This window comes from Delftia sp. Cs1-4, assembly GCF_000214395.1.
GTDB lineage: Bacteria > Pseudomonadota > Gammaproteobacteria > Burkholderiales > Burkholderiaceae_C > Comamonas > Comamonas acidovorans.
Map to the genome: position 1 here is coordinate 2,101,922 of NC_015563.1, position 12,832 is coordinate 2,114,753.

Genomic DNA, 12,832 nt, shown 5'->3' on the forward strand with positions numbered 1-12,832 from the left:
GCGCAAGGAGACTGAAAAATGACAAGCCTTGAAAATGCCAAGCCCCTGGCTGGCGAACAGTCGCAGGGCAGCTGGCTGGGCCAGCTCGAACCCCGGGAAAAACGCGCACTGACGGCCTCGTTCGGCGGCTACGCGGTCGATTCCTTCGACTACTACACGCTGCCCCTGGTCACGCCCATCCTGCTGTCGCTGTGGGGCATGAGCAAGACCGAGGTCGGCCTGATCGGCACCTCGACCCTGGTGGCCTCGGCCATCGGCGGCTGGATGGCCGGCATCCTGGCGGACCGCTACGGGCGTGTGCGCGTGCTGCAGTGGACGATCCTCGTGTTCGCCCTTTTCACCTTCGCCTGCGGCCTGGCGCAGACGCCGGGCCAGTTGCTGCTGGCGCGCACGCTGCAGGGGCTGGGCTTTGGCGGCGAATGGGCCGTGGGCTCGGTGCTGATCGCCGAGACCATACGGCCGGCTTTCCGTGGAAAGGCGGTGGGGCTGGTGCAAAGCAGCTGGGCCATAGGCTGGGGGGCGGCCGTGCTGGTGTCCATGGCGCTGTTCTCGTTTCTGCCGCCCGAGATCTCATGGCGGGCCATGTTCCTGCTGGGCCTGCTGCCGGCCTTGCTGATCCTGTTCATCCGCCGTTCCGTCAAGGACCCCGAGGTCTACCTGAAGACCCGCGCCGCCGTGGGTCGGGGCGAACGCAGCGGTCATTTCCTGGACATCTTCAAGGGCGGCATGCTCAAGACCACGGTGCTGGCCAGCCTGATGTTCACCGGCATGCAGGGCGGCTACTACGCCATTGCCGTGTGGCTGCCCACCTTCCTGAAGAACGAGCGCCACCTGACGGTGCTGGGCTCGGGCGGCTACCAGTTCATGTTCATCTTTGGCGCCTTTGCAGGCTATCTGTGCGGTGCCTACGCCTCCGACCGGCTGGGCCGGCGCCTGGCCTTCACGCTGTTCGCCATCGGCGCCGGCAGCCTGGCCTATGCCTATACGCTGCTGCCCATCACCGATGCCTGGATGCTGGTGCTGGGCTTTCCGCTGGGATTTTTCATGTCGGGCATCTTCAGCGGCGCCGGAGCCTTCCTGGCCGAGCTGTTCCCCAACGAACTGCGCGGCTCCGGCCAGGGCTTTTGCTACAACTTCGGCCGCGGCATCGGGGCCACCTTCCCCGCGCTGGTGGGCGTGTTCAGCGACCGGCTGGGCCTATCGCTGGGCACGGCCATCGGCATCTGCGCCACGGCCGGCTACGTGATGGTGGTGATGTTCGCCATGTGCCTGCCGGAGACGCGAGGCCGGGATCTGGCCGCGCAGTGAAGCGCTGGCCAGACCGGCCACGGCACGTTCAGTAGCTGCCCATGTAGTCGCGCTTGCCGACCTCGACACCGTTGTGGCGCAGCAGGGCATAGGCGGTGGTCACATGGAAGAAGAACTGCGGCAGGCCGTAGTGCAGCAGGTAGGCGCTGGCGCTCAGCTTCTTTTCCTTGGGCGTGCCGGGGCGCAGCACGATCTCGCGGGACTCGCTTTGCGCGAACTGCTCGGGCGCGAACGAGCCCACATGGTCCAGCGCCTTGGCGATCAGCGCCTGCAGGTCGGCAAAGCTGGTCTGCGTGTCGGGCCACGAAGGCACCTCGGCGCCGGCCAGGCGCGAGGCGATGCCCTTGGCGAAGTCCGCAGCAATCTGCACCTGGCGCACCAGCGGGAACATGTCGGGGAACAGGCGGGCCTGCAGCAGGGCGTCGGGATCGATGTTCTTCTGCGCGGCGTGCTCCTCGGCCTTTTTGAGCACGTCGGACAGGGCCTTCAGCATCTGCTGCAGGACGGGAATGGAGGCGGTGTACAGGGGGCTGGTCATTGCGGGCTCGCTAAGAATTGTGAAGGGCTGGCAATCGCATGCATCTGCATCCATCGCCAGCCGGCACAGGCTAACAGCAACTGCTTTCACTTGCCGCCTGCGCTAGCATGCGCGCCATGCAAATCCCTGAAGCCGCTCCCTCGTTCGCAGGCCTTGGCCAGGCGGGATTCGGCGCCGCCATCTTCGACATGGACGGCCTGCTCATAGACTCCGAGCCCTTCTGGAAGCGTGCCGAACGCGAGTCCTTTGCCGAGGTCGGCATCGACATCACGGCCGAGATGTCCCGCGTGACGGCGCCCATGACCACGGCGCAGGTTGCCGCGCACTGGTATGCCCACCGGCCCTGGCAGGGGCCCAGCCAGCGCGATCTGGAGAGCCGCGTGGTCGCGCGCGTGGCGGCCCTGGTCAGCGCGCATGGACAGGCCCTGCCCGGCGTGCGCGAAACACTGAGCGCCTGCCGCGCCCTGGGCTGGCGCGTGGCGCTGGCCTCGAACTCTCCTTTGTCTTTGTGCCACCACACCCTGGATGCGCTGGGCCTGCGGCCGGCGTTCGACGCCATCGTCTCGGCCGAGCAGGTGGTGCGCGGCAAGCCCGCGCCCGACATCTACCACTTCGCGGCGCAACGCCTGGGCGTGCCGGCCGGGCGCTGCCTGGTGTTCGAGGACTCCGTCACGGGAACACATGCGGCGCGGCAGGCCGGCATGACCGTCATCGCCGTGCCGTCCGAGGACCAGTGCTTCGACGGGGCGCAGCCTGCGCCGCACTGGGTGGTGCCCACGCTGGTGGCGCTGCATGGGGCAGCGGGCCGGTAAGGCATTGGCAGGGCCCGCATCGCATGGCGCGTGCCGGCCGCAAAGGTGTTGATGAGAACCATTCTCAGTACAATCGCCGCCCGTGCCGTTCTTCTTCGTCCTGTCCGTTTCCCATGCTGGCGTGCCTGCCCGCGTCCAGACCGCCGTGCCGGGAGCCTGCCCGTGAGCGCGCGCGTGCCAGGCGCGGACGATGATGCCGCTCCCTCGCTGCTGGCCCGCGTGTATGCGCGCTGGCACCAGCCTCTGCGCCGCCTGCTGGGCCGGCAGATGCGCAACCGCGAGGATGCCGAGGATGCGGTGCAGGAGGTCTTCGTGCGCTATGCGGCCTCGGGCAAGGCCCTGCCGCCCGAGGAGCAGGAACCCTATCTGCGCGTGATCGCCCGCCATGTCTCGCACGATGCCTGGCGCCGCTCGGCGGGCGCGCCGGGGCGCGAATCGGTCTCGCTGGATGAACACATGGAACTGGCGCAGCAACTGCCGGCCGGCGAGGGGTCGGACCCCCTGCAGGCGGCGCACCACCGCGAGCGCCTGGGCCGCCTGGAGCAGGCCATGGCCGAGCTGCCCGAGCGCCGCCGAGAGGCCTTCGTGCTGCACAGCATCGACGGTCTCACGCAGACCGAGGTGGCGCAGCGCATGGGCATTTCGCGCCGCATGGTGCACAACCATGTGACGCTGGCCATGGCCTATTGCGAACTGCGCGTGCAGTACGGCAGCGCCGAAGACATGCGCCTGATGCAGGGCTTGCTGGCGCAGGCCGCGACGGACGGGGAGGGCCGGGAATGACGCTGACCCCGAAACGCCTGCAACTGCACGCCCGCGCCGCCGACTACTTCGCCCGCCGCCGCGAAGCCGACTGGACCGGCGCCGATGAGCGCGAACTCGACGCCTGGCTGGCCGCCGACCCGCAGCACCGCAGCATCTTCGAGAGCCTGGGGCGCACGGTGCTGGACCTGCAGCAGTTGCGCAGGCCGGCGCTGGCCTGCGACGCGGCTGCTGCGCCGCAAGCCAGGGCGAGCGGGCCGCGTGCGCAGACACAGGCCCACTTGCCCGCGCCGGCACGTCAGCGCACACGCCGCGGCCTGATGCCTGCGTTGCTGTCGGTGGCTCTGGTCACGACGCTGGCCCTGGGCGGCGGCTGGTATGCCTGGGACAACCACGCAAGCCATGTGATCGAGATGGCCACCGGCCCCGGCGAGGTGCGCGAGGCCGAACTGCCCGATGGCACGCGGGTCACGCTGAATTTTTCCTCCAGGCTGCAGGTGCGCTACTACCCGCGCCGCCGCGAGACGGTGCTGGACCAGGGCGAGGCCTTCTTCCAGGTCGCCGCCGACCGCTCGCGGCCCTTCACCGTGGACAGCGGCACCAGCCAGGTCCGGGTGGTGGGCACGGCCTTCAATGTGCGCGCCGGGCCGCCCGCGCTGGTGGTGAAGGTGCTGGAGGGCAAGGTGGAACTGCGTCCCGACCGCCATGCTGCGGACGGCAGGCGCCTGCTGCTGGGCGCGGGTGCCGGCATGTCCGTCGATGCCCGCGACGGCACGCAGCATCCGCTGGCGGCCGGCGCGGATACGGTGGGCGACTGGCGCAGCGGCCAGATGGTGTTCCAGCAGGCAACGCTGGCCGAGGTCGCCGCCGATCTGTCACGCTACCTGGGCCAGCCCGTACGGGTGGATGGCGATGCGCGGCTGGCCGCGCTGTCCGTGTCCGGCGTAGCGCTGACGGGCAAGCCCGAGGTGTTTCTGCGCTCGCTGCCGCACTTGTTGCCGGTGCGTGTGCAGGCCGAAGTGCAGGGCGGCTGGCGAATCTCGGCGCATTGAGTGTCTTGTCTATTTGTAAATTAATGTAAACAAATCGCTTTCTCGGTTCGGCCACGTTCCCACTTTGGCGCGGTAGCGGGTTTTACCTTCATGGAGGCCGGGTTTTCTCGCGCCTCCATGGTTGCCAGCCAGGCCGCTGCCCAGTGCACAGCTCAGCCAACAACCGCGACGGCCGCGCACGCGCGTGGCGGGTGGACGCTCAACTGTCTGCCTGCCACCCACCGCGCACACCGCGACAGCGGGCAATGGACACAGTGCAGCAGGAGCAGGGATGCAAGCAGGAAAAGAACACGGCAGCGCCGCCATGGGCGCGGGCATTTGGGGAGGAGAGTTTCAGCACAGGGGCAGGCCATGGCGGCGGGCAAGGATGCCGTCGCTGGTGGCCGCAGCCCTGGTCGCGCTGGCGCAGCCGGCGGTGCAGGCGCAGCAGCCATCGTCCGTGCAGGCGGGGCAGGCGGGCCAGGCAGGGGAGCTGGCCTTCAGCATCGCGCCCCAGCCGCTGGCGGGCGCGCTGCGCCAGTTCACGCAGCAGGCCCAGCACCAGGTGCTGTTCGATCCGCAGATCGTTGCAGGCCGCACTTCGCCGGCCTTGCAGGGCCGCTTCACGCCGCGCCAGGCGCTGGACCGGCTGCTGGCCGGCACGGGCGTGACCGTGATCGATGCCGTACCGGGCGCCTACACGCTGAAGGCGCCGCCCAGGGAGCCGTCGCCGGCAGCCGATGCTGCGCTGGGCACGGTACTGGTCACGGCCCAGGCGCACGCTGGCGATACCACGGAGGGTTCGGGCTCCTACGCGGCCTCGCGCGTGTCGCTGGGCAAGGGGCAGAGCGTGCGCGAGACGCCGCAGTCCATCTCCGTGGTCACGCGCCAGCGCATCGAGGACCAGGGCCTGGTCTCCGTGGGCGACGTGATGCAGCAGACCACGGGCGTGACGGTGGACTACGCGGGCTCGGGTGGCCTGGGCGGCACGGCCAACAGCTTCTACGCGCGGGGCTTCCAGATCAGCAATGTCCAGATCGACGGAGCGGCGGTGGATGCCTTCAGCCAGGGCACCTTCGACCCCAACATGGCCATGTACGACAGCGTGCAGGTGATCCGCGGCGCGGACGGCCTGTACAGCGGCAATGGCGAGCCCGGCGGCTCCATCAACCTGGTGAGAAAGCGCCCCACGGCCCAGCCCCAGGTGCTGGCCTCGGCCTCGGTGGGCAGCTGGAACCAGCGCCGGGCCGAACTTGATGTGGCGGGTCCCCTGGCTGCCGATGGCCGGGTGCGCGGCCGCGCCGTGCTGGCGCACAGCGACCGCGAGTTCTTCTATGACTACGCCGATGCGCGCAACACCTTGCTCTACGGCATCGTGGAAGCCGATCTCACGCCTGCGACCAAGCTGACCCTGGGCGGCAGCTACGACAAGTCGGCCAGCCTGCCCTGGCGCGGTGGCCTGCCGCGCGCGGCCAATGGCGACGATCTGCACCTGCCGCGCCATACGGCACTCATGGCGGGCTGGGGCCATTACGACAGGACCAACAAGGAGCTGTTCGCCCAGCTGGAACAGAAGCTGGAGGGCGACTGGCGCGTCCGCGCCCATGCCAACTATGTCAAGGTGGACAGCGACAGCCGGTTGGCCGATGTCACCGGCGCGGTCGATCCGACGACGGGCCTGGGAGCCACGCTCAACGGCTTCTCCAACGACTTCTATTCCACCAAGAAGGCGCTGGATGCCAACGTCAGCGGAACGTTCTCCCTGCTGGGGCGCAGGCACCGGCTGCTGCTGGGCGCGGACTGGGCCAAGATCCGTGACACGCAGGACACCTTTCTGTCCGAGGTGGACATGCCGGGGGGCATCAACGTGTTCGGCTTCGACCCGGGCGCCATTCCCCTGCCCAGCTTCGTCTGGAAGACGCGCAGCTTCGCGGGCTATGGCGCCACGCAGAAGGGCCTGTACGGCCGGCTCAACCTGAGCCTGACGGACCGCCTGACCGCCATCGTCGGCGCGCGCCGCGCCAGCTATGCAACGCAGACACCCTGGCTGCGCTTCGACCAGGCCGGCAATCTCACCAGCCGCATCGTGTCGTCCAATAGCGAGAGCGGTATCTTCACGCCCTATGGCGGCCTGGTCTACGACATCGACGACCGCTGGACGGCCTACGGCAGCGTCGCCGAGATCCACAAGTCCCAGGCCGACAAGCTGGGTGGGCCCTTGCCCGGCACGCCGCTGGACCCCATCAAGGGCCGCAATTTCGAGCTGGGCGCCAAGGGCGAGTTCAACGAGGGCCGGCTGATGGCCTCCATGGCCCTGTACCGCATAGAGCGCAATGGCGAGGCCGTGGCCGATCCCTCCTACCCCAACACCGACATCGGCGACGCGGGGCTGAACTGCTGCTGGCTGAGCAAGGGCAAGGTGGTCAGCCAGGGCGTGGAAGGCGAGATCTCGGGCGAGCTGGCGCGCGGCTGGCAGCTGTTTGCCGGCTACACCTTCAACCGCAACCACAACAAGACGCCGGGCATCGAAGGCATCTACCACTCCGTCACGCCCAAGCATCTGTTCAAGCTGTGGAGCACCTACCGCCTGCCCGGCGAGCTGTCGCAATGGACGATTGGCGGCGGGGCCAATATCCAGAGCGCACATTTCGTCAGCGGCACGGCCAAGGCCTTCAATCCTGACACGGGCAAGTTCGATGGCGCGGCCGTGCCCTTCAAGTTCAGCCAGGGCGGCTATGCCGTGTGGAATGCCAGCGTGCAGTACCGCATCAACCGCAACTGGCAGGCCGTGCTCAACCTGAACAACCTCTTCGACAAGGTCTACTACCGCACAGTGGGCACCAGCGGCGGCAACAACTGGTATGGCGAGCCACGCAATGTGATGCTGACGCTGCGCGGTAGCTTTTGAAGACCCCCTGAGGCGCTGCGCGCCTTCCCCCTGAAGGAGGACGACACCCTCGGTGCGAGGCGGCTCTTCCTCGGTGTCTCTGGTTCTGGAGCGCGCCGGTTTGCGAAGGGGAGGGCATCAAGGCCTAATCCTTATAGAATGAGAATCTTTCTCATTCATGTGGCGCACGCCTGCACGTGCTGCCGCACCAGGAGCCTGTCTTGCCCGCCGCCCCCGCCGCTTTGCACCAAGAGGTCGATACGCTGTACCGCGTCCATCATGGCTGGCTCCAGGGCTGGCTGCGGCGGCGATTGGGCAATTCCACGGAGGCGGCCGATCTGGCGCAGGACACTTTCATGCGCCTGCTCACGCGCAGCGAGCCCATTGCCGCACGCGAGCCGCGTGCCTTTCTGACCACGGTGGCGCAGGGCGTGGTGGCCAATTTCATGCGGCGCAGGCAGATCGAAGAGGCGTACCTGGCCACGCTGGCGCATTTGCCCGAGCCGCAGGTGCCGGGCCCCGAGACGCGCGCCATCCTGCTGGAGACGCTGGTCGAGCTGGACCGCCGCCTGGACACGCTGGCACCCACCGTGCGCCGTGCCTTCCTGCTGTCGCAGCTCGACGGCATGAAGCAGGCCGACATCGCGGCCGAGCTGCAGCTGTCGCTGGCCACGGTGCAGCGCCATATCGCCAAGGCCGCGCACTGCTGCTTCTTCGGCGGTTGAGCGCCAGCCCATGACCGAATTCCGCCACGCATCCACCGGCCTGCCCGTTTTTGAAGGCCCGCCCGTTTCAGAAGCCGTGAGCCTGCAGGCCGTGCAATGGCTGGTGGCCCTGCAGGCCTGCGATGCCGGCGAGGACACGCAGGCCTCATGGCGGCGCTGGCGTGCCGATCATCCCGACCATGAGCGCGCCTGGCGGCACATCGAGGCCTGCGGCCTGCACTTGCGCGATCTGCCCGCACCGCTGGCGCATGGGGCGCTGCAGCCGCGCCGCAGCCGTGCGCGCGGCCGGCGCCAGGCCATGAAGCTGCTGGCCCTGGCCGCGTTCACAGGCAGCAGCGCCTGGTGGATACAAGGCGGCGATTGGCGCGAATGGTCGGCCGACCACCGCACGGCCACCGGCGAGCGCCAGGCACTGACCCTGGCCGATGGCACGCGCATCCACCTGAACACGGCCAGCGCCATCGACGTGCGCTTTGACGCCAGCCAGCGCCTGCTGCGGCTGCTGGGCGGCGAGGTGCTGGTCACCACGGCCAGCGACCCGCATGCCCGCCCCTTTCTGGTTGAAACCGCGCAAGGGCGGCTGCGTGCGCTGGGTACGCGCTTTGCGGTGCGCCAGCGCGATGGCGCCAGCCATGTGGCCGTCTTTGAGGGCGCGGTCGAGGTGCGGCCGGCTGACGCCCCGCAGGCCGTGCGCATTCTGGCCGCGGGCGAGCAGGCCGGTTTTGACCGCCTTGCCGTGGACGCGCCCCAGCCCGCCGACGAACTGGCCGCCGCCTGGAGCACAGGCCTGCTGGCCGCGCGGGACATGCCGCTGACCGACTTCATTGCCGAGCTGGCGCGCCACCGCAGGGGCCGCCTGGCCTGCGATCCCACGCTCGCCTCGCTGCGCGTCTCGGGCATGTATCCGCTGGACGATACCGACCGCGTGCTCGACATGCTGGTGCGCACCCAGCCCATCGAGCTCACCGGCTTTGGCCGCTACTGGCTGACCGTGCGCGCCCGGCAGAGCAGGACATGAGCCAAGACAGGCTGGATGGTTGTTGTTGCGAATTGTTGCAATTTGATCGATGCCTGGACCCGTTGGCATGAGGTGTTTTCTTTTCTCGCGTGGCAAGTCCTGAAGAAGCCACTTTTCAGGGAAGAGATATTTCATGGTCCAACGACTTGCTCACACTGCGGCACCGGCCTTCCGGCGCCATTCGCTGGCACTGGCTGCCAGCACCACGCTGGCGCTGTGCGCCGTCAGCGCAGCCCTTGCGCCGCAAACCGCGCAGGCCCAGGCCCAGTCAACCTCCGAAGTGCGCAGCTACGCCATACCGGCAGGCCCGCTGGAGGGCGCGCTGGCCCGCTTCGCCCAGGAAAGCCGCGTCATGCTGTCGTACACGGCGGCCGACATCGCTGGCAGGCGCAGCGCGGGCCTGAGTGGAAACCATGCAGCGCCTGCGGCCCTGGATGCGCTGCTGGCCGGCTCGGGGCTGGCCGCCCATGCGCAGCCCAATGGCGGCTATGCGCTGCGCCCCTTGCCCGAGGTGCGCACATCGCGCGGCCAGGCTGCCGCTGGGGCAGAGGCGGGCCTGCCGGCCGTCATGGTGACCGACACGCGCATCCGTGACGGCGTCACCGAAGGCTCGGACTCCTACACCAGCGGCACGGTCACGCTGGGCAAGACCGCGCAGGCGCTCAAGGACATTCCGCAATCGGTCAGCGTGCTCACGCGCCAGCGCATGGATGACCAGGGCATGACCAACCTGCCCGACGCCATCCACAACGCCACCGGCATGGTGGCCGTGCAGGGCGTGGGCGCAGGCCTGGCCATCAATGCGCGCGGCTTTGCGGTGGACTCGCTGCAGTACGACGGCCTGCCGTTCACGCGCAATACCTACAGCCTGGGCAACTGGGAGCAGGAGTCGCTGGTGTTCTATGACCGCGTGGAAATCCTGCGCGGCGCGGCCGGCCTGCTGCAGGGTGCGGGCAGCCCCGGCGGCGCGATCAACCTGGTGCGCAAGCGCCCGGGCCGCGAGCGCTCCGTGGTCTTCACGGGCAAGCTCGGCTCCCATGACCACTACGGCCTGCAGATGGATGCCAGCACGCCGCTCAATGCGGAAGGCACGCTGCGCGGCCGCGTGGTGCTGGACGGGGACTACAGCCACGGGTTCACCGAATACACGCGCGACCGCGTGCGCAACATCTACGCGGCGCTGGACTACGACATCAGCGCCAGCACCACGGTGGGCCTGGCCGTGGGACAGCGCCACAGCCGCTCGCGCCCCATGATCGTGGGCCTGCCGCGCTTTGCCGACGGCAGCGACATCGGCCTGCCGCGCTCCACCTACACAGGCGCCATGTGGAACCGTGCAGGCAATGACCAGAACATGCTGTTCGCCGACCTGGAACACCGCTTCAATGCGGACTGGCGCTTCAAGATGGTGGGCATGGCCATGAACGAGAAGAACACCAACGTGCACCAGCGTGCCGTGGGCCCCATCAAGCCCGATGGCAGTGGCATGAGCTACGGCGATTTCGGCGTGGACTTCAACAACCAGCAGCGTGGCCTGGACATGTCGCTGTCGGGCCGCTTCAAGGCGCTGGGCATGGAGCAGGAAGTGCTGCTGGGCGCCAACTACGCTGGCTACACCACCAGCGACCGCTTCGTGCGCGCCTGGACCGCGGGCGGCAACATCTTCGATATAGACCACAACCGCCCCTGGCAGGACATGGAAAGCATCGCCGCGCGTGGCGCGGATGTGCGCAGCAATTACGACATCACGCAAAAGGGCCTGTACGGCACCTGGCGTGTCAGGCCCACGCAGGCGCTCACGCTGATCGCCGGGGGGCGCCTGGGCTGGTATGACTTCGCCTACCGCGCGCAATCGGGCGATTCTTCCACCAGCAAGACCACGGGGCGTTTCATCCCCTACGCGGGTGCCGTCTATGCGCTCAACGACAACTGGTCGCTGTACAGCAGCTACTCCACCGTCTTCGAGCCGCAGACCGCGCGCACGGTGCAGGGCGACCTGATCAAGCCGGTGCAGGGCCGCAACTACGAGGCCGGCATCAAGGGCGAGATGGCCGACGGCCGCCTGAACATGGCATTGGCCGTGTTCCGCTACGAGCACAAAAACCGCGCCGTCAATGATTACGACAGCGGCTTTGCATGTGATGACTGGTACTGCTCGCGCTCCTCGGGCAAGGTGCGCAGCCAGGGCCTGGAGGCCGAGGTCTCCGGCAAGGTCGCCACAGGCCTGGAACTGGCGGCCGGCTACACCTACAACACCACGCGCTACCTGTCCGACCCCGACTACCAGGGCCAGATCTTCAACACCTGGACGCCCCGGCACATGCTGCGCCTGTGGGGCAGCTACCGCCTGCCGGGCGAGCTGGGCCGCTGGACGGTGGGCACGGGCGTGAATGCGCAGACCGACACCCTCAGCTCCGACCGCGCCTTCCGCCTGGCAGGCTTTGCGCTGTGGAATGCACGCGTGGCCTACCAGGTCTCGCCCGAGCTGAGCGTGGCGCTCAACGTCAGCAACCTGCTGGACAAGCGCTACTACGTGCCTTCTTACAACACGGTGTCGGGCAACAACTACTACGGTGCGCCCAGGTCGCTGTTGCTGACGCTGCGCTACGCGCCGCGGATCTAGCGCGTGTTATGCGGCAGCGGCCGCCGCAACGCCAAACTCCTCGCTGTCCGCCTGGGCGCCGTCGTCGAACACCAGGCGGCGCTCGGGCCAGCGCATGGCGGCGAGCTTGAAGCGCTGCTGCGGGTCCTCGCCCGCCAGGCGGGCGTTCCAGCGGCCGCCGACCGAGTAGTCCACGCAGAACACATTGCCGCGCCGGCCGTGCCAGGACAGCGGACCGGTCTGGCCGAACAGGTTCTCGGCCTGCGCGCCGTGGAAGGACGGGCCGCCCCGGTTCAGGCGCCGCCAGTAGTGGCCCACGACCACGGCCTGGGCATCCTCGTATTCGTTCCACCAGGCCACGCGCTCGACGAAGCGCCACTTGCCGCCCGCGTAGAAGGGATTGCGGCATTCGCGCTCCACGCCCGAGGTCAGCACCTTGAGCGGATTGACCATGGCCTTGGCCAGTTCGCTCTCGCTGTGCGCGGGCAGGAAGGGCGGCAGCCAGTTGCGGTCTTCCAGGTCATGCGGCCATTGCTGGCGTTCGGCACGCATGCGCTCGGCCACCTTGTTGACCTGGGCCTGCTGGGCGGCCAGGGCCTCGTAGTGGTCGTAGGCGCTGCGTGCGCTGCCCAGCGGCAGCTCGCGCGCCATGGCGATCTGCTGCGGGCGCCAGGCCGCATGGACCACGCGCAGGTCCTCGCGCTCCATGGCGATGGGCAGGCGTTCCAGCAGGGCCAGGGTGTCAGGGATATCGCACAGCGGCATGCGCGCGAACGGCGCGTACTTGGGCGTATCGGAGGCCACGCGGCTGTCGAAGAACCAGCCGGAGCCGTCCTTGGCATCCTCGCGCAGCAGGTTGATTTCGTGGTTGCCGAGCACGGCCAGCGCATGGCCCGACTCCAGCATGGGCACCACACGGGCGAGCACGCCCGGGCTGTCGGGGCCCCGGTCGCAGAAGTCGCCGACGAAGACCAGGCGCCGACCCTGGGGATGGCGGCCCAGCGCGTCGTAGCCCAGGTGCCCCAGCAGTTGGTCCAGCGCCTCGGACTCTCCATGGATGTCGCCGACGATGTCGAGCGGACCGGGGGGCAAGGGCTGGACGAGGCTCATGGCGAAGAGGCGCGAAAGACGGCGAAGGCGTGGAAAAAC

At 68.5% G+C, this 12,832-nt stretch carries 10 protein-coding genes; 8 read left to right on the top strand and 2 right to left on the bottom strand.

Annotation, left to right across the window (positions count from 1 at the left end; genetic code table 11):
• The first annotated feature begins 18 nt into the window (after positions 1-18).
• Positions 19-1,308, top strand: coding sequence for an MFS transporter (locus DELCS14_RS09345; RefSeq protein ID WP_013801419.1), 1,290 nt, complete (start codon positions 19-21; stop codon positions 1,306-1,308).
• A gap of 28 nt (positions 1,309-1,336) precedes the next feature.
• On the opposite strand, the gene DELCS14_RS09350 is transcribed toward DELCS14_RS09345, so the two are convergent.
• Positions 1,337-1,846, bottom strand: coding sequence for a DUF1993 domain-containing protein (locus tag DELCS14_RS09350; RefSeq protein ID WP_013801420.1), 510 nt, complete (start codon positions 1,844-1,846; stop codon positions 1,337-1,339).
• A 116-nt stretch (positions 1,847-1,962) separates the two neighbouring features.
• Between DELCS14_RS09350 and hxpB the strand changes: the two genes are divergently transcribed.
• From hxpB to DELCS14_RS09385, 7 genes are all read left to right on the top strand, one after another.
• The gene (hxpB, locus tag DELCS14_RS09355) at positions 1,963-2,658 is read left to right on the top strand and encodes a hexitol phosphatase HxpB (protein ID WP_228676867.1); all 696 of its coding nucleotides are present in this window, start codon (positions 1,963-1,965) and stop codon (positions 2,656-2,658) included.
• 162 nt (positions 2,659-2,820) lie between these two features.
• Positions 2,821-3,441 carry a sigma-70 family RNA polymerase sigma factor gene (locus tag DELCS14_RS09360; protein WP_013801422.1) on the top strand — a complete coding sequence of 207 codons (621 nt, stop codon included), beginning with the start codon at positions 2,821-2,823 and terminating at the stop codon, positions 3,439-3,441.
• Positions 3,438-4,472, top strand: a complete 1,035-nt coding sequence (locus DELCS14_RS09365; protein WP_013801423.1) for a FecR domain-containing protein — start codon at positions 3,438-3,440, stop codon at positions 4,470-4,472. The genes DELCS14_RS09360 and DELCS14_RS09365 overlap by 4 nt, the downstream gene beginning before the upstream one ends.
• A 271-nt stretch (positions 4,473-4,743) precedes the next feature.
• Positions 4,744-7,359 (top strand): TonB-dependent siderophore receptor, encoded by a 2,616-nt coding sequence (locus tag DELCS14_RS09370; RefSeq protein ID WP_013801424.1) that lies wholly within the window; start codon positions 4,744-4,746, stop codon positions 7,357-7,359.
• A gap of 200 nt (positions 7,360-7,559) precedes the next feature.
• Entirely contained in the window at positions 7,560-8,063 is a 504-nt protein-coding gene (locus DELCS14_RS09375) for a sigma-70 family RNA polymerase sigma factor (protein WP_013801425.1), read from the top strand.
• Between the two features lie 10 nt (positions 8,064-8,073).
• Positions 8,074-9,081 (top strand): FecR domain-containing protein, encoded by a 1,008-nt coding sequence (locus DELCS14_RS09380; RefSeq protein ID WP_013801426.1) that lies wholly within the window; start codon positions 8,074-8,076, stop codon positions 9,079-9,081.
• Between the two features lie 133 nt (positions 9,082-9,214).
• Positions 9,215-11,704 carry a TonB-dependent siderophore receptor gene (locus DELCS14_RS09385; RefSeq protein WP_013801427.1) on the top strand — a complete coding sequence of 830 codons (2,490 nt, stop codon included), beginning with the start codon at positions 9,215-9,217 and terminating at the stop codon, positions 11,702-11,704.
• Positions 11,705-11,710: 6 nt separating this feature from the next.
• On the opposite strand, the gene DELCS14_RS09390 is transcribed toward DELCS14_RS09385, so the two are convergent.
• Positions 11,711-12,793, bottom strand: coding sequence for a metallophosphoesterase (locus DELCS14_RS09390; RefSeq protein ID WP_013801428.1), 1,083 nt, complete (start codon positions 12,791-12,793; stop codon positions 11,711-11,713).
• Between the last annotated feature and the right edge of the window lie 39 nt (positions 12,794-12,832).

Excerpts from the sequence above, each read along its gene's own strand:
- DELCS14_RS09345 (WP_013801419.1), top strand. The coding sequence starts at position 19 with ATGACAAGCCTTGAAAATGCCAAGCCCCTGGCTGGCGAACAGTCGCAG.
- DELCS14_RS09350 (WP_013801420.1), bottom strand. The coding sequence starts at position 1,846 with ATGACCAGCCCCCTGTACACCGCCTCCATTCCCGTCCTGCAGCAGATG.
- hxpB (WP_228676867.1), top strand. The coding sequence starts at position 1,963 with ATGCAAATCCCTGAAGCCGCTCCCTCGTTCGCAGGCCTTGGCCAGGCG.
- DELCS14_RS09365 (WP_013801423.1), top strand. The coding sequence starts at position 3,438 with ATGACGCTGACCCCGAAACGCCTGCAACTGCACGCCCGCGCCGCCGAC.
- DELCS14_RS09370 (WP_013801424.1), top strand. The coding sequence starts at position 4,744 with ATGCAAGCAGGAAAAGAACACGGCAGCGCCGCCATGGGCGCGGGCATT.
- DELCS14_RS09380 (WP_013801426.1), top strand. The coding sequence starts at position 8,074 with ATGACCGAATTCCGCCACGCATCCACCGGCCTGCCCGTTTTTGAAGGC.
- DELCS14_RS09385 (WP_013801427.1), top strand. The coding sequence starts at position 9,215 with ATGGTCCAACGACTTGCTCACACTGCGGCACCGGCCTTCCGGCGCCAT.
- DELCS14_RS09390 (WP_013801428.1), bottom strand. The coding sequence starts at position 12,793 with ATGAGCCTCGTCCAGCCCTTGCCCCCCGGTCCGCTCGACATCGTCGGC.